We start from the raw sequence: 18,364 nt of genomic DNA, 5'->3' as shown, positions 1-18,364 counted from the left end.
TTTTTTCTAATTTATTCATTTCATCATCGCAACCACGCATTGGCACACCAAAGCAACGGTGCTTGTCCGTGTAAATCTCCAACATTTCTTTTCCTATCTAAATAATACTGACGGTCATTCTTTTTGTTGGTGCCTTCACAAACTTCCATGATCTCCCCTTTTTCATTCAGGTAACTCACCAGTCCCAGCCAGGCTTTACGGGCGGCCGCCTTGTAAGCAGGCTCAGTAAGCCAGCCTTCTTTCACACCGGTGATCATGGCAAAAGCAAACATGCCGGTACCGGAAGTTTCATACCAGGAGTCTTCCCCATCGATGAGTTGACGCCAGGTGCCGTTGGGCGCCTGGTATTTCAGCAATGAAGCCATCATGGTCTTGTAACCCTGCATGATGCGCTCATAATAAGGATTGTCCTTCGGCATGGAGCGCAACAATTCAGCCATTCCTACCGCCATCCAGCCATTGCCACGCGCCCAGTAGTAGGGAACATCCGGCGCATGATAGAACAGTCCGTTCGGCTTCTGCAACGAATCCAGGTACATCACCATTTCCTTTGCCGCCCTTTCGATATACACTTTCTCACCTGTTGCGCGATAGGCCTGCGCCTGCACAGCAGTGATCATGAACATATCATCTATCCACATACGCGTTTGCCAGGTATAGCCCTTCTCATAGTAAACATGACTGGCAGGAACTACCCGCGGTCCTTCGGGAGCGCCCCATTGCTTATCGGCAAAATGCCTTCCCATGTTCAGGTAGCGTTTTTCTTTTGTCTGCATATAAAGTTCAAAGGGAATGGAACCAAAAACTGTCAGGTCTACATGATCCGGCACCGGCACCAGCGTATCCTCCTTTCCGAAGAGGGGCTCAAAACGATCGGCCAGTTTTCTGGCCAGCGGTTTATCCTTGCTCACTTTGGCAAAACTGAGCGCACCATACCAGGCGCAGATCTCAGGGTAAGTGATCCTTTTGGGAGGTGTGGGCCTTCCGAAATTCGGATGAGGTGTGACCACAAAAAGTTCCGCCACTTTCTTTCCCACTTCTTTGGGAGAACTGCCCTTCGGCCAGTTGACAAGATCAGTTTCTGACTGGGTTTGCGCCACTACATTGCAGGCGATGCCCATGCTTACGGAAGCAATCACAAGGTATTTAAAAATACTTTTTCGCATAGTCGTACTGTTTAGTTCCAGTTGGGAAAATAGATACTGTTATTGTATTTCTCGCCTCTCGTATTATCGATCTGCGATTGTGGTATGGGACGAAGTGTATGCCTGTCCTGGATATTGGGAGCAGCTTCCGTATTGTGCTTTTTTACACGTTCTATCAGGGTTCCGGTACGCACAAGGTCCCACCAGCGCGTATTCTCTCCCAGCAGTTCGCGGCTGCGCTCATCCAGCAGGAAGTCCATGGTGGCATCTGCAGCCGAAATTTCCATTGCACTGGCATTTCCGGATGGAAAGGCTGCCCTTCTTCTGATCACATTGATATAGTCGGCAGCATCCTGCGGACGGTTGGTAAGGATAGCAGCTTCCGCCGCCAGCAGGTAGGTCTCCGCAAACCGCCATACGATCAATGGCCTTACCGACTGATCATTCAGGTCCGCTCTTTTGCTATCGAAGTATTTCTTTACAGTGGGGGCCAGTGTATTGTCCCAGTTCTTATTGCCATACAGCAGGTAAGGCGCAGCGGCGCGTTGTGCCGCCGTAACGGGCACGCCCGGCATATAGATGGATGTATCCCCTTTCTTTTTGATCCTGCGCCCACCGGGAACTGCATCGGCAGGTGCTCCTGCAGGTAAAGGGTTCGGCCAGGAGAACTTATCGTAATCCCCGGCTGTATTGGAGTTGGCATACCATACGGTCTGGAAGGTTTTACCGTAACGGGTATCGTTCACGCGCTCCTTGAACACGGTATCGGTAGTCCAGAATGTAGGCACCACCCGGATATACGGACGGCCATAGTCCATACTCCTGATCATCGTATTCCGTTTATCGTACTGGCCGATGAACATATGGTTCATGATATTATCGCCCACTGTACTGTTATTGGGACCATTGAATGCATAGTTGCTGGTATGTTGCACGGCAAAGAGCACTTCCGTATTTGCTTCATTACCTTCTTTGAAGATATCACCGAAATCGGTGAGCAGGCTGATGCCCGCGTTGTTGCGGTCATCTATCAGCCCTTTGAGTGTCTGGTAGGCATCTTCTTTATCTGTTGCTTTGGCCGCAGGCGTGGAAGCACGGTAGAGATACATTCTTCCCAGCAGGTGGCGCGCAGCAGCAGCATTGGCCTTGCCGGGTAACAGTCCTGCCGATTTCGGACCAGCCGGCAGATCAGGGATGGCTTCCTTGAGATCATTGATAACAACAGCGATAGATTCGTCCAGCGAATTACGTTTGGCCGATGTTACGGAGGTGGTGATATAATCCGTGCTTACGGTGATATCGCGCCAGAATTGTACCAGTGTTGAATAGAACATGGCGCGCAGGAATTTAGCTTCGGCAATGATCCTTTTTTTGTCGGCTTCCGCCATTTCAACTGCCGGCGCATTGGCGATGATACCATTGCAGGCATTGATCCAGCGATAACATTGCAGCCAGACCTGGTTTCCGCTGCCCTGTGTGGCCGTGAAATTACTGGTATAGCTGTTGAGATCCGTATTGCCGTCAACACCTTTTACAAACTCATCAGTTCCCCCGGACAGGTATACAAACAGGTCCTGGCTTCCCCAAACATAACGGGTACCACCATACGCAGCATCCAGACCTTTCCTCACACCTTTCTCTGTTTTCAGGAATTCAGGGGTCAGGATGGCCCTTGGCTCCTCTTCCAGCATCTTGTTACAGCCGCTGCCCATCAGGGATCCGAGCAGCCAACCGCAGATGATATATTTTTTCATACAAACAAACATTTTGGGTTGAATTAGAATGACAGACTAAGACCAACAATCAGTTTCCAGTTCGGCGGCGTATCTACGTTCAGCTGTCCGCTTGCAGACGGGCTGTCTGCATCGCCACCGGTTTCAGGATCGAGGCCACCGAAGGGATGGTTGCGGAATGGCGAGAACAGGATGAAAGGGTTCTCCACTGTAGAGTACAGTTTCAGGTTCCTGGCGCCCAGTCTCTTCAGGATAGTGGGAGGCAGCGTATACCCAAGGCTGATAGTTCTGATCTTCAGGTAAGTTCCGTCGAAGATGCCCATGAGGCTGTTATTCTGCGTATTGGTCCTGTCGGCATTCGGCTTTGGAAATTCATTCTCATGATTCTCCGGTGTCCAGAAACGTGTCTTCACATTGTTGTAAGTACCCTGGTAGGTATTGGCGAATCCACCACCTGAGAGCGTGCTTCTGAAAGTGCTGCCCACTCTTGCAAAGGCAACAACGGTCAGATCGAAGCCGCGGTAAGTGAAACGGTTGGTCATACCCCCCTGCCATTTGGGCTGGCTGGAACCAAGGATCACGCGGTCGTTATCATCGAGCTTTCCATCCTGGTTATAATCCAGGAAGCGGATGGTGCCGATCACGGAACCGGAACCGGAAAGCGTTTGTTTGTATTGTTGCGCAAGCGCTGTATCCGCTTTTGTATTCTGCCAGATACCATCTTTGATCTTGTCGAAGATCACGCCGATCGGTTGCCCCACGAACCAGTTATTGCTGATATCCTGGGTAACGCCTTCGCTGAGTTTGGTGATCTTACCCCGGTTGATGAAGGCATTCGCATCCACAGACCATCCGAATTCATTCCTTGATTTGGGCACCAGGATATTGGCGCTGACCTGTAATTCGATTCCCTTGTTCTCGGTAGCTCCCACATTGGCGAGCGCTACGTTCTGAATCCCGGAAGTATGTGGCAGTGTCTGTGGCAACAGCAGGTCTCTGGTTTGTTGTTTGTACACGCCGATGGTACCGGTGATGCGGTTGTTGAGGAAACCGAAGTCGAGACCCACTTCTGTAGTGGCCGTGTATTCCCAGCTCAGGTTGGCATTGGCCACATCTGTAAGATACACACCGGTGGTGGTCTGATCGCCGAAGTTCATGCGCAATGCACTGAGGCGGGCCATTGTCTGATAAGGACTGATGGAGGCATTGCCCACTTCACCATAGGAGGCGCGCAAACGCAGGTTACTGATGGGCTTCACATTGAACCACTCTTCATTATGGATATTCCATGCAAGGGCTCCTGAAGGAAAGGTTTTGAACTTATTGCCTGGCGCCAGCCTGGATGAACCATCCGTACGCATGGTTGCGGTCAGCATGTACCGGTCATCATAGCTATAGTTCAGGCGGCCCATATAGGAAACCAGTGCCCATGTTTCGGTATTACCGGAACCGGTGAGGTTGGAGCCATACACTGGATTGAAATATTCCAGCACATCGTTGAGAATATCATTGTTGTTGAAAGTGCTGCTCTGCGTTTTCTGTTCCTGCACACTGAAGAGGCCAGTGAGACTCAGTTTATGTTTTTCGAAGAAGGTGCGGTCGTAGTTCAGCAAATGTTCCAGTGTCCAGTTGGTCAGCTGGTTGTTCCTGTTCTGCGCTGTGGAGGGCGCGCCCATATTGTTAGTGGTTTTGCTGGTGTAGAAATTACCGTAGTTTTCGTTCCTTATTTCTGCACCTGCATTGAAGCGGTACTTCAGTCCTTCCGCCCATTTACCAAGATTCACATCCAGGTAAAGTGTATTGAAAGAGCTGTTCCTTTTCTTCCTCTCTTCTTTCGCACCGGGCAGGAAGTCGGCCAGCGGGTTCCATACCTGTGCGGCGGAACCGGGTACAAAATCATTGCGAAGCTTCCCGTCATTGTCGTAAGGAGATACCATCGGAGAAGCACGAAGCGCCTGCGACATCGGGTTGAAGCCTTCACCATTGGTGGTGCCGAATGTATTCAGGGAACTCAGCCCGATCCTGAACATCTTGCTCAACTGATGGTCAACACTCAGTTTGAGAGAGAAGCGCTCGAAAGCCTGACCAGGATACACACCGGTTTCCTTGTAATAGCCACCGGAAAGTGCGTACTGTGTATTATCGGAACCGCCGGACACCCCCAGCTGGTGATCGGTGATGAATCCATTCTTATACACCAGGTCCTGCCAGTCGGTGGATTTTCCACTGTTGATATTTTCCAGTTCTTCTGCGCTGAACTCTGCAGCCAGGATCGCAGGATCTTCAGGGCCTGTATATTTCCTGTTGTTGCCGGAAATGAAGCGGCCATTGTAGTATGCCCATTTTTTGAATTCAAAGAATTCTTTAGCGTCCATCATCTTGTATTTTCCCAGGGCCTGTACGCTGCCGCCGTAACCACTGTAAGTTACAACGGCCTTGCCTGCCTTACCACGCTTGGTGCTGACGAGTATAACGCCGTTGGCGCCGCGTGATCCGTAAATGGCAGTGGCGGAAGCATCTTTCAGTATTTCAACGGAAGTAACATCATCCGGGTTGATATCATTGAAATTCCCGCTGAATGGAATTCCATCTACAACTATCAGCGGATCGTTGCCGGCGCGTACGGAACGTGAGCCACGGATCAGGATAGATACGCCTGCACCGGGTTTGCTGTTACCATTCACTTTCTGGATATCGATACCAGCCGCACGGCCTTGCATGGCAGAGGCGAGGTTGGGTGTGGGGATATCGCGGATGGATTGTTCATTTACTGAAACCATGGAGCCGGTAACCTCCGACTTCCTCCTGGTACCGTAACCCACCACCACAACTTCATCCAGGTCTTTTTTTGTTTGCAGCTGTATCCTGAGATCAGCCTGACTATTGCGGGCAGTGATCTTTTGATCGGCGAACCCTGTGTAAGAAAAAACGAGCTCCGTCCCGGCAGGCACTTCAATGGAGAAGGCGCCATCGTTGCCGGAAGTAACGGATTTACCAGCACCCAGGATGCTCACACCCTGGAGAGGTTCTCCACGCTGGTTGGTAACAAAGCCTTTCAGCGTTACCGGTTTTCCTTCCTGTGCGGAGGCGTGCTGCCAGCTGAACAGCGCGATGAACAGAACAGCCATGGCAGTGACCCTGAGCAGCAGGGACCGCCGTTGCATTCCGTTGATGACCGAGATAAGATTTGAACGAATCATTTTGGCAAGTTTTACTGGATCAATAATTTTTTTTGCAGCAGCATTTAAGGCATTTTTCATGTAGGCGAAACCGGTGCCTTTGAATTGAGATTGTTAGCATAATTTATTTATTGGTGAACAGTTCGGGCAGGATCAATTCCATTGATACGGTTCTTCTCTACCCTGATATTGGATCCATCAGTTTTTTCGATGCGCACGAAGGCACTGGCCTTCCCTTTGGCTTTGTTCTTACGGATCAGCGCGCTCCTTACGTTTTCAAGACGGATAATGGATTCAGCGCCATGTGTGGCAGGAATATTCCAGTTGGCAAGGGTAATATCTTCTCCGTCCTCACAGATAAAGACGGGCCTGGCATCATTGCTGTCAAGGACAAACGAAATAGCATTCAGTGTCAGTCCTTTTACATGACGTGCCCAGATCCCATAAGCTGGCACCAGCGGGCCGAATGTTTTCACTTCCGGGTATTTATCGATAGCTTCCGGCACTTCCTGGCGGGCATGAACAGCAGTGCCTCCACCTGCCAGGCGGATGGAGATATTTTCAAGGGTAACATCTTTGATATAATGACCGGGCACACCGGTGATGAGAATGCCAGAAGCTGGCTTCAGTTGTGCATTGGCGGAGGCCTCTGCTTTTACATTGCGGATAACCACCTTCTCAAAGGTGCCGGTAGGTTGCTGCACATCGCGGCCTTTGCGGAATACACTGAGGCGCGATCCCAGGCGGAGCAGGATGGGCGTTTTCACATCCACCATAGTGATATTGCTGATCTCGATATTGCGGAGATGAGCGCCATCCACCGTCAGCAGTTTGATACCGCCATTGTTTGTATGGTAGATATAACAATCGGAGATTTTTATATTCTCGAAAGGGGCCATTGACTCGGTGCCCATTTTGATGGCACCATGCCCGCTCTTGAGGCGCATTTTGCTGACAACGATATCTCGGCAGGCCATGGCGCTGCTGGTGGTTTTAAAGCAGAGTGCATCATCCCCGCTTTCGATGTCGCAGTTAGTGATTCTCACATCACTGCAACCATCGATATCCATCCCGTCATTGTGCGGAACGCCGTAGGACGTGATCTTCACGTCTGTGATATGTAATCGTTTGCATTGAAAGTAATGCGAAGTCCAGGCAGCTGCGAACAATAATTTTACGCCCTGCACCCTTACATTTTCGCAACGCACCACGCGAAGCAGGAATGGCCTTCTGCCCCATCGCTGTGCTTCGGGCCTGGTATCGGTGGCTATCTGCACTTCGCGTAATTGTTTGCCTTGCCCATCGATGGCGCCTTCCCCTTCAATGGCAATATCTTTCAGATCAACGGCTACCACCAATGCATAACCGACATCAATACCCAGCCCGTCAGTGAAGGGGTCCAGATTCTGATAATCGTTCACATCCGTACTGCCAACAATAAAAGCATCTTTCTGTAAAACCAGTGTGATTCCGCTTTTCAGCGCAATGGTTCCAGTCAGGAATCTTCCTGCGGGAACAATCACTTTACCACCACCGCGGGCGGCGCAGGTGTCGATAGCAGCCTGAATATGTATTGAGTTGAGCGTAACACCGTCTCCTTTGGCGCCATAATCAGTGATCAGGAACTGATTGGTCTGGGCATATGAGGCGATGCCCGAAAGCAGAGCAGCAAGCAATAATACGAGTCGCATCAGCGTAAAAGATTTACCGGTTGAATCGGAACTAATTCCGAATGTAACTAACACAATATTCCTGCGCGGGAACGCTGTGGTTTTAACCACGTATTAAGCTGAATTAGCAGACGGTCAAATTTGATCAGAGTGCTGCAGTCGCTCGCGTCCCCGCGAGTGACCAATATGCAGTTCGCCTCCGGCGAACCAACCGGGTGTTATTCCTGATTGGTCGCCGGAGGCGACAAAATAGCAATCATTCGCGGGGACGCGAGCGACTGGGCACTGCGAAATAATTATTTGGCAGGCGGTTATGGCCAGTTGTCTGTGCGGAAGGGCGCAACCGGGATACCGTCTGTATTGTACAGGTTTGTTATTATGTAATCTTTAAAGGCGTAACGGACAGCTACAGGGTTTTGTACATGGTTGCTGATGACGCTCACTCCTTCATTGGTGAGCCAGGCATGCGCAGGATGAAATACTTGATCTTCTCCGGCCAGCTCAAATCCTTTGATCTCCTGGCCATAGGAGGTGAGCCCAAGTAAGGCGTTATTGAAGGATATTTTTGCCGTATCATTCGCCAGCTTCATCGCTTTGAAAGAAGGGTTTTCATAACTGATGCCTTCCACACCATAGGTTTTACCCAACGCCAGGTACGCCAGTCTCCTGCTCACCACAGTTTTGTTAGCGGGGTGAATGGTGATGGAATCCCCTGCATCCATGCTGATGGCCATGCCGCTTTGTGGAATTGCCAGGCCGGCTTTTTCCTGCGCTTCGCGCATAAAAGGAGCGTCGCCTGCAGCGCTGGGATATTTATAAGGAGCTAACTGTACATAGTAAAATGCCCAATCTTTCCCACCCCAGCTGTTACGCCAGTTCTTTACCATGGCCGGCATCATCTTTTCATATAGCGCATACTCAGACCTGTTAGTCTCACCCTGGTACCAAAGCACTCCTTTTATTGCATAGCCGGTCAACGGATGGATCATTCCATTATACAGTACTTTCGGATGGTTCTTGTTGATCACAGTGCGGTGAGCCGGATATTTCGTTTCAGGGAATTCTTTCAGATTTTCTTCGCTCATCCAACCCTGGATAGGCGTACCGCCCCAGGTTGCCTGGATGATCCCTACCGGTATATTCAGTTGTTTCTGCAGTATCTGCGCAAAGCCATACCCCACTGCACTGAATTCGCGGGCGCTTTTGGGAGAAGAAGTTTCCCATTTCGCATTCACATCATTGACAGGTTCAAGTGCTGTGGCCCGCTCCACGCGGAAAAGACGGATATCGGGATTATTACTTTCAAGGATGGTTTCTTCTGCACCGAGGACCGGTTGATTTCTGAACCCCTTCACCGGCATTTCCATATTCGATTGCCCGGAACAAAGCCATACTTCACCAATCATTACATTATTGAGAGTAATGGGTTTGGTATCGCTTATGCTGATGGAATAAGGTCCACCGGCCCTGGGAGTGCTCACGGCTACTCTCCAGTTGCCGAAAGGATCGGCTTTGGCGATATATTTCTTTTTGTCCCATGAAGTAACAACTGTGATCATGGCATTGGCGGCAGCACTGCCCCAGAGCGGCGCTTGGGTCTGCTGCTGCAACACCATATTACTGGCAATCACGGCAGGCAGCTTTAAAGAAGGTTTAGGCAAAACAAACATCTTATCATGCATATGCTTGCTGCGCAGCAAGGCTTCCAGGTAATAATAATCTGCATAACTCAGCGGCACATCCACTTCACTGTTGCCGGGTTTGGAACCTACACTATGTAACAGAATAAATCCTTTGTTGTCTCCGATGGGAGAACGATAGGATTTTGTCAGGCTCTCCACTATGGTATTGGCGGCTGCGGTATATACGGCAGCTTTGGTGCTGTACTGGCTCAATTCATAAAGAGCAGATGCCATACAGGCTGCAGCAGATGCATCGCGCGGCTCATCAGGTATGCCGGGTGCATCGAAATCATAATAAGCTACTTTATCTTTTGGCAGGCGGGGATGATGGAGGATGTATTGTGCAACATGCTCTGCCTGTTGTAAGTATTTTTTATCGCGCGTAAAACGGTAACAAAGAGTGTACCCATAAAGCGCCCAGGCCTGACCACGGCTCCAGGCAGACTCATGACTGTAGCCCTGGTGCGTCTGGCGTTTTTCCACTTTGCCGGTAAGACTGTCATAAGCCACCACATGGTAAGAACTGTAATCAGGTCTGAAATGATTCTTCATGGTGGTATTGGCATGTGATACGGCAATACGGTAATATGCGGAATCCCCGGTCAGCTGTGTGGCCGCAAAGAGAAGTTCCAGGTTCATCATATTATCTATGATCACAGGAAAATCCCATTTGTCTTTGCTATGGTCCCAGCTGCGTATACAGCCCACCGTTGGATTGAAACGGCTGGCCAGTGTGCGTGCGGATTCCAGGATCACATCCCGGTATCGCGGCTCATTGGTCAAACGGTATCCCGTTCCGAAGGAGCAGTAGATCTTAAAGCCCATATCATGGGTACCTGCATTGAGTTTTTCTTTTTCAATGAAGGAAGTGTAAGCCTGTGCTTTCTCTTTCCATTCCGGCTTGCCGGTATATTCGTAGAGGAACCAGAGTACGCCGGGAAAGAAACCACTGGTCCAGTCGCGGCTCGCCACCATCTTCAACTCGCCGTTCTCCAGGGTTCTCGGGGAAACGAGGTCCGGCTTTTCCTTTCTGCGTTCAGCAGCATTCTTCAGCATCAGTTCCGTTTGCTTTTCCGCATCGGAAAACACGGCAGGTACATTGAGCTGAGCCTGCATGGTTATTACAAATAGACAACAGATGACCAGGATACTGACTTGCTTCATGGTTCGGGATTTATTGTATTGTTTTTATCAGTTGTACTTCCAGTAATTTCATCAGTTCGCTGCCTCCGATCAGCTTCGGACTGATCCTGAGCTGATGCCAGCCGGGTTGTATGATCATTGTACCCGCTTCTTCCGTTACTATGCCCTTCTTTGCACTCACCGGCTTTTCAAATAATGCTTTATCTAACGTAAGCAGGTACTTCCCCCCGCCTGCAATATACTTCACCAAAATGCTGTATGTTCCTTTTTCTGAAGTATTGAAGTTCCAGCTCAGTGACTGGTTATCATTCTTCCATCCTTCCACGAAATATTTGTCTGTTTTACCATCACCGAACCTGAAACCAGCATTTTCCTGCTTTGCATCGAAAGCAAGCAAACGCGATACTACAATGTTTGATGCTAAATAACGCGTGGAATCTGCGGAAACGTTTCCGGCAGTCTCCAGTACTATCACAGCATCCACTTTATCGGGCGCCAGCGCCGGAAGGCTGATGCGCAGTACGTGATTCTTTATTTGAACAGGCAACTGTTTTTTAGCTGCATCGCTGAGCAGCCAGACTTTTGAGACCTTTCCTTTAAAACCGCCCACCTGCAAAGTTTTATCGGCGGGCCAGTTGAATACATGCAGGTAGATCCGGTTTTTCTTCTGCGTGATCACGCCCCAGTTCTGCATGGGCAATATACTTGCCGTTGTTCCGTAAATGGAATTGCCATTGAGCTTCATCCATTGTCCGATACCCTTCAGGATTTCCTGATCTTTTGTATCGAAACTGCCATCTCCTTTCGGGCCGATATTCATCAGCAGGTTGCCACCGCGTGAAGCGGCGCTGGCGATCAGCTGAATAAAATGCGCTACGGATTTATGGGAACTATCGAACTGATGATAACCGTATGACTCATTGGTAGTGGGGATCGCTTCCCAGTTGCCGGTCACGGGAAAGAATTCCGCGGGCCTGTCGGCCGTATTCTTATAATCACCCAGCTCCGCTCCTGCGGCTCTTACCAGCCTGCCATTCACCACTACATTGGGATCGGTTTCGCGGATCGCTTTTAAGATGCGGATATTTTCAGAGAGGGGTAATTTATGAGGCGTATCAAACCAAAGGATATCCGGATGATACATATTGAGCAATTCACGGATCTGCGGAATGGCTTTTTCCGTTACATATCGCTGTGCTTTGGGGAGGAGTGCTGGATGTACATCATACCAGTTGGTACCGCCATGCAGAAGCTTGTCGCCGCCCGGATTATTGTACTCCCAGTCGTTGCCCGGCGCATCCGGATGTTCCCAATCGAACGCATGAGAATAATAGAAGCCGAATTTGAGACCATGCTTCTTACAGGCAGCTGCCAGTTCAGCCATGGGGTCCCTCTTGAAGGGTGTCTGTTGCGTGAGCGTGAAGTCGCCGACCTTAGAATCATACATGGCAAAGCCATCGTGGTGCTTGGCCGTTACGATCAGGTATTTCATTCCCGCATCCTGCGCCTGCTTCACCCATTCATCCGCATTGAAGCGAACAGGATTGAAGCGATGCGCCAGTTGCAGGTAATCAGCCCTGCTGATCTTTTCTTTACGCATGAGATGTTCGGAATAACCAGCTACTTTCTTCCCGTTCCATTCTCCTCCGGGCAATGAGTAGATGCCCCAGTGAATGAACATGCCGAAGCGGGCGTCCTGCCACCAGGCTATACGCTGGTTGTGGGTTTTCATGCTTTGCGCCCACCAGCCTGTCCTGGCTTCATCGATGGCCTGCTGGTCGCGGGCTTTGGCGCGGTTGAACATTTCTGCATCTTCATCTCCTTTCACCTGTGCATTCAGTTCCGTCAGGCTAATAAGAGTCAAGACAGATGCGAAATATAAAGTAAGTCTTTTCATTACTGTAATAATCAGTTAAGCCAGATGATAGGGTTACGTATGGGCAGGTTGCGGATCACTTCATCTTCTGTGGGTGCATGATCCAGTTCCCGCCAGGTATTGAACCAGGCTGACTGGTTGAAAGCCTGTGCACCAAACAGCAAGGCAGGCTGCGCTACCGGCCACTCCTTCCAGTGCATTACATCCTGTCTGAATGGCCATTTGTTCTTATCTGCAATGAAGGGATACATATAACTGATAGCTTTTTTGATATTGCGGCCATCCGCTGTGGTAAAGCTCCAGAGATCATTTCCTGGAGTGCTGAGGATCTCGCAGGTCATGGTCATGGCATCCAGGTTAAAAAGCGCATATCCATAAGGTTTAGTGCGCTTCAGTTCCAGTGGGAAGCTGCCATCGGCTGCCATCTGGTTTGGCAGCAGCACTTTCTTATACCGGTCCCTGCAGAATTCAATCAGTTGTTGATTATTGGTGAAACGTGCAAAGGCTGCCACCTGCATAACCCAGCAGGTACCGTGGTTGTTGGCCGCATTCATTTCATCCTTACCATACTGATGGGTAGTGAGCCATTGGAGGTATTCTTCAAACCAGCGGCGGATCTGGCTGATCAGCTCCCTGTCACCACCGGACACAGTATCCATGCGCATCAGGGCCTGTACCACCTCCATTAATTGGATGGTATCGATGATGCCGATACCACGGCCTGTTGCACGTCCCTTGATAGCCTGTGCGAAGAGCAGGTTCGGGTTCATCTTTGTGGCGGTATCTACAAACCAGGCCTTGCAATGCAGGAGCGCCTGTTTACGGTATTCCTCTTTTCCGGTGATCAGCCAGGCGGATGCGAGAGAACCAACCAGCCGGCTCAGGCGGATCATGGCATGACGGTGTGCCGTGAAATTATCAGGGTTGGTCATACCATCCTTCTGAACATAAGGACTGTCAGCTGATTTTTCGTTTGGCCACCAGTAGTCGCCTTCAGAAAAGAAATCATGGGGGCCTCCTGCACTGCGGGGAGAGAACGCTGCAGTAACAGTAACCGGTTTTTCCGTCAATGCTTTATCGGCTTCGGCAATCACCTGGCTGCGCAGCACTTCAATGGCTTTGGCCTTAATAGAGCTGGTGCCTTCCGGTTTGGTCATGAATGTAAAGCTGACCTTCCCGATGGTGTTCGGCTTCCCTTTTTCAGCAGCTGATACAGAGCCAGTCAATTGTCCCTGTTCATTTTTCTGAATGCTGATGGTCCTCCAGCTGTATGCACCTTTTTCATAATTGAAGGTTTCGCCATCATCATCGTAAAGCTTATAGGTAGTTGGTTTCGTTCCGTAATGCCTTACTTCGATGTCCACCATTTCTCCTTTTCCGGGAGTATGTAAACGCGCCGGCATCATAGGAATCACTCCTCCGTCCTTTACATACACAGGGATCTTATCGAGGCCCGGTGTGACTGTGATCACTTCTCCGTCACCGGCAAATTCACCTGTATAGAAATCATACCATTTACCATGGGGCAGGATCACTTTACGGGAGGTTTGTCCGGTGAAGAGCGGCGCCACCAGCAGGTATTCACCAGCCATGTACTGGTCTTTACATTCTTTTGAAAGTGCCTCCGCATATGGATTCTGTTCGAGATTATGATCAACCTTTTCTGTTTTGATCTCCTGCACAAAGCCATCTTCCAGGTTCATGGCGCGGAAGACGGGCGTTCCTTCAAAATGATATCGCGCAAATTCAGAATACCAGTAAGGCATCATCTGCATGCGCAGCAATGCGAATTCTTTCACCTGATCTGCCACTTCCGGGTACGACCAGGGCTTGGTGCCGCTGGCCCAGGCATTGATCATGGCCATGGGTGAGAATACCACGGTCTGGAAACGGCGCAGCCATTCCTCTCCTGTTTTGCTGGCCCTCACTTCGGGCGTCCAGAGCACCGCGGCAAAGCTGCTGTTGATAAGCGCTGTAATGAAATCTTCGTGGTTATAATAATCATTGTAGATCACATACGGGAAAGAAGCGCCGCCACCATTACTGGCGCGCACCAGTCCGAATGTGCGCTGGTTCAGCTGACGGAACATATCGGTGCTGTAGCGCTGCATGAGCAGTCCGTAGGTCTGACGCTGCTGTTCGGCAGTGACACCTGAAGGGAAGGTGGCAACATCCGGCCATAGATAATGATCATAACCATCCACTTCGTCTATTTTGTATCCACTAACGCCAATGGATACCTGATCCTTTTTAAGCTGATTGAAGAAAATGCTTCTCCCCTGCTGTGTATTGAGATCCGGCACTGCTCCCACCCACACGGTGTGTGAGCCGGTAAAAGGCCTGATGGATTTATAGATGCCTGCATCCGGGCTTACATATGGATTGAGCCAGAGGTTCACGCGGATGCCCTGTTTACGCATATCGGCTACAAACTGCGCGGGGCGCGGAAAGCGGGTACTGTCCCACTCGAAAGTACAGGGATATGATTTACTTTGCCAGCCAGGTTCCAGACCGATGAAATCAAGGGGAAAACCTTTCTGTTCAAACAAACTGGCTTCTTCTATTACAGCAGTATCATTGTACAATCTTTGTACACGCTGCGTAAAACCAAGCCCCCATCTTGGCGGAAGGCAGCCACCGCCATTGTACAGGTTGAAACGTCGGACCGCATCGATGGCTTTCGGACCGGCAAAGATGTAGATCTCCACACCGGCAGCCGGCACCAGTATCTCTACAGCATCGGAATAAGGGCGCGACTGCCAGTTTTTATCAAGGTTGCGATCACGGGCTTCCGGAAAGTTCTTACTATCCTTTCTTACGCCCGAACCCGCATATACAGTAAGATAACGGGCGCTGTTGATGAACACGCCGTAGCCGTTGGAGCTTACATAAAAAGGCGTGGGCGCATGATTACGGCCATTGTCTTTTCCTCCGAAATGATCCACATGCAATTGCAGTATCTTACCACGCTGATGAACGGTCTGGAAGTTCAGTCCAAACCCATAGAGCTGTTCCTGTTTCACCAGGGGAAAACGCAAATAGGTTTTTCCGTCACGTACCGTGGCACTGATCTCAGCCAAAGGCAGCGGGAATGTGGGCCTGCTCATATTTCCGAGTGCCTGTTTATTCGGCTGTGTGCCGGCGGCATTGAGCAGGTTATAGGCTTCAGGCTTTCCGATCACGGCCTTCCATACACCGGGGGCCACCTGCTGGAACGCAGGCTGCTGCGCTATTACAATTACACTGGCGCTTACAAGCAGGCCAGCTACAACTATAATTTTAGAAAAAATTTTCATACAATCTTATTTAGGAAGAATGGTATAGGTCTTTCCTTTTACGGTGGGAAAATCGATCACATATTCCTGCTGTTCAGGCAGCGGAATAATGACTGCAGTATTTGCGATCCGGTACGCCGGAATGCCGTTAGAAAATGCCAGCGGATTGGGATTGGTTCTTCTGGCTTCCGTAGTGGCAGCACCTATTACTCTAACGGGCACGGTTGTACGGATACGGCAGTTGCCGCCTGATCCGGATAATATGGTAGCTTTTTTAAACGCGCCATCATTCCAGTTGATGCTCACTGTAAAATTTCCTCTTGCTTTGATTCCATGCACAGCGCCTGTCTGCCAGGCTTTGGGTAATGCGGGCAACAGGCTGATACGGCCATCATGACTCTGCAGCAGCATTTCTGTGATACCTGCAGTAGCCCCGAAATTTCCATCTATCTGGAATGGAGGGTGGGCATCAAAGAGATTCGGATAAGTGCCGCCGCCGCCCATTACTTCGCGGACTTCATTTGGATTGATATAGGTAAAGGCATCGCTGAGGATCTTGTAAGCGTGTTCTGCATCCTGCAACCTGGCCCACCAGTTCACTTTCCAGGCCATGGACCAGCCGGTGCTTACATCACCACGGTGAATCAATGATTGTTTGGCAGCTGCCGCCAGTTCAGGCGTATTCACCACGGTGATCTGACTGCCGGGATAGAGCCCGTACAAATGCGACAGGTGCCGGTGTTTATCAGTAGGCTGGTCCCAGTCTTTGAACCATTCCTGCAACTGCCCGTACTGGCCAATATGATAGGGATAAAGCTTTGCGTGTGCATCTATCAGTTTCGCTTTGAAATCTGCATCAATCTTCAGGATATCGGCAGCTTTGACGAGTGCTTTGAACAACTCCCTGATGAGCGACATATCCATGGTGCTAGCCATGCTCACCTGGTATTCCTTTCCGTCTTTCTTCAAAGTATTCTCCGGTGAGGTGCTGGGATTGGTGACCAGGTATCCACTCGCGGGATCGTTAAGCAGCCAGTGCAGCTGGAACTGAGCAGCGCCTTTCATCAACGGGTATGCCTGCTCGCGCAGGAATTTCAGATCCCCTGTAAAAAGATAATGCTCCCAGAGATGGGTAGACATCCATACACCGGCCATGGGCCAGCAACTCCAGCGGGGCACTCCCTTCTCATCCCACTCATATCCTCCGGGCGGCGAGGTCTTGGCCCAGAGATCCGAGTTGTGGTGCACTACCCAGCCTTCATTGATATTGTAATTCACTTTGGCTGTAACAGCGCCATTTACGGCCAGCTCTTTCAGAAAAGCGAAAAGCGGCTGGTGACATTCGGAGAGATTGGTATTCTCCGCCAGCCAGTAGTTCATTTCGGTATTGATATTGGTGGTATAATTGCTGCCCCATGGTGGCTGCACATGATCATTCCAGATGCCCTGCAGGTTGGCAGGGCGTCCACCCGGACGTGAAGCCGCGATCATCAGGTATCTGCCAAACTGGTAATACAATGTCACCAGCGGATTATCACCACCACGTTTGCTGAAAGTTTTCAAACGGAGGTCGGTGGGTAGTTTCAGGGATTCCGCATCTGTTCCCAGGTTCAGACTGACGCGATTGAATAAAGATTGATAATCGGCTATATGTGCTTTCCTCAACTGGTCGTATGGAATGCCTGATACCTTACCCATATTGGCTATGGCTTCAATGGATGGATGCTTTCCCTGTAAACCGGCGGAACGGTTGAAACCATTGAAACTGGTAGCTTCTGTGAGATAGATGGTAACGCTGCTGGCATTGCTCACAGTCAGCTGATCGCCACCTGCTTTCACTGTACCACCTTCATTCACCACTTTCACCTGAATCTCAAAGGTCATGCCTTCCCCTTTCGGATCCTCATCATATTCTACCTGCTTAGGTTCATAAGGACGGTTGGCCACAAATTTCGGGGCTTTGCCTTTCAGCACCAGGAGATTGGCCGCGGCTGCATTTGTTTTGAAACGCAGCTTGCTGCTGAGCGCCACATTAAAATTCAAAGCGCCTTTTTTGCTGGCTGTAAGTCTTACCACCATTGCCTTTGCAGGAAAGCTGGTAAATACTTCACGGGTGTATTCCACGCCATTCTGTGTATAGCGGACAGTAGCGATGGCACTGTTGAGATCGAGATCGCGATAATATTTTTCGGTGGTAGAATCAGGATGGGCGAATTGTAGTTGCAGGTCGCCCAGTGGCAGGTAACGCGCAGAGTATGGCCCCTGCATTTTCTTCCAGAGCTTTGCGGCCAGTTCATAATCGCCTTTGAAAACTGCTTCACGGACTTGTGGTAATACCGAAGGTCCATTGGGATTATTGCCGGGATCGGGAGCTCCGCTCCAGAGGGTGTTATCATTGAGCTGGTAACGTTCGCGGGTAACACCACCGAACACCATGGCACCTGTTTTGCCATTGCCGAGTGGCAGCGCTTCTTCCCAGATGGAAGCAGGCTGGTTGTACCAGAGCTTCAGTGCAGGATCGGATTGTGCAAAAACACTGAGAGAATTAGCAAGGAGCAATAAGGTGATGAATCGTTTCATTGGCAGATGATTTTGTTCGCCGGAGGCGAAGGAATAGAAGGCACCCGCCAGCAGCGAGCGACTGGGCACAGCATGAATAAT

8 protein-coding genes are annotated in these 18,364 nt (G+C 50.2%); all 8 read right to left on the bottom strand.

Going from position 1 to position 18,364, the window contains the following annotated elements:
- Positions 1-23 precede the first annotated feature (23 nt).
- Positions 24-1,166, bottom strand: a complete 1,143-nt coding sequence (locus ACTHMC_RS05730; RefSeq protein WP_440411637.1) for a glycoside hydrolase family 88/105 protein — start codon at positions 1,164-1,166, stop codon at positions 24-26.
- Between the two features lie 11 nt (positions 1,167-1,177).
- Complete coding sequence (locus ACTHMC_RS05725) at positions 1,178-2,899, bottom strand: RagB/SusD family nutrient uptake outer membrane protein (RefSeq protein ID WP_440411636.1); 1,722 nt, start codon at positions 2,897-2,899, stop codon at positions 1,178-1,180.
- A gap of 23 nt (positions 2,900-2,922) precedes the next feature.
- Positions 2,923-6,078, bottom strand: a complete 3,156-nt coding sequence (locus ACTHMC_RS05720) for a SusC/RagA family TonB-linked outer membrane protein (RefSeq protein ID WP_440411634.1) — start codon at positions 6,076-6,078, stop codon at positions 2,923-2,925.
- A gap of 107 nt (positions 6,079-6,185) precedes the next feature.
- Entirely contained in the window at positions 6,186-7,748 is a 1,563-nt protein-coding gene (locus ACTHMC_RS05715) for a glycoside hydrolase family 28 protein (RefSeq protein ID WP_440411632.1), read from the bottom strand.
- A gap of 290 nt (positions 7,749-8,038) precedes the next feature.
- Positions 8,039-10,573 (bottom strand): sialate O-acetylesterase, encoded by a 2,535-nt coding sequence (locus ACTHMC_RS05710; RefSeq protein ID WP_440411630.1) that lies wholly within the window; start codon positions 10,571-10,573, stop codon positions 8,039-8,041.
- 10 nt (positions 10,574-10,583) lie between these two features.
- Positions 10,584-12,416, bottom strand: a complete 1,833-nt coding sequence (locus tag ACTHMC_RS05705) for an alpha-L-fucosidase (RefSeq protein ID WP_440411628.1) — start codon at positions 12,414-12,416, stop codon at positions 10,584-10,586.
- A gap of 44 nt (positions 12,417-12,460) precedes the next feature.
- On the bottom strand, positions 12,461-15,724 hold the full coding sequence (locus ACTHMC_RS05700) for an alginate lyase family protein (protein ID WP_440411627.1): 3,264 nt from the start codon (positions 15,722-15,724) through the stop codon (positions 12,461-12,463).
- 6 nt (positions 15,725-15,730) lie between these two features.
- A complete protein-coding gene (locus tag ACTHMC_RS05695) occupies positions 15,731-18,283 on the bottom strand; it encodes a glycoside hydrolase family 95 protein (protein WP_440411625.1) in 2,553 nt (850 codons plus the stop codon).
- Between the last annotated feature and the right edge of the window lie 81 nt (positions 18,284-18,364).

This window comes from Pseudobacter sp. (assembly GCF_051955275.1).
Lineage (GTDB): Bacteria > Bacteroidota > Bacteroidia > Chitinophagales > Chitinophagaceae > Pseudobacter.
This window is presented reverse-complemented; position numbering and strand designations above follow the sequence as displayed.

Bases quoted from the DNA above. Each gene is read 5' to 3' on its own strand.
- ACTHMC_RS05730 (WP_440411637.1), bottom strand. From the start codon at position 1,166: ATGCGAAAAAGTATTTTTAAATACCTTGTGATTGCTTCCGTAAGCATG.
- ACTHMC_RS05725 (WP_440411636.1), bottom strand. From the start codon at position 2,899: ATGAAAAAATATATCATCTGCGGTTGGCTGCTCGGATCCCTGATGGGC.
- ACTHMC_RS05720 (WP_440411634.1), bottom strand. From the start codon at position 6,078: ATGATTCGTTCAAATCTTATCTCGGTCATCAACGGAATGCAACGGCGG.
- ACTHMC_RS05715 (WP_440411632.1), bottom strand. From the start codon at position 7,748: ATGCGACTCGTATTATTGCTTGCTGCTCTGCTTTCGGGCATCGCCTCA.
- ACTHMC_RS05710 (WP_440411630.1), bottom strand. From the start codon at position 10,573: ATGAAGCAAGTCAGTATCCTGGTCATCTGTTGTCTATTTGTAATAACC.
- ACTHMC_RS05700 (WP_440411627.1), bottom strand. From the start codon at position 15,724: ATGAAAATTTTTTCTAAAATTATAGTTGTAGCTGGCCTGCTTGTAAGC.
- ACTHMC_RS05695 (WP_440411625.1), bottom strand. From the start codon at position 18,283: ATGAAACGATTCATCACCTTATTGCTCCTTGCTAATTCTCTCAGTGTT.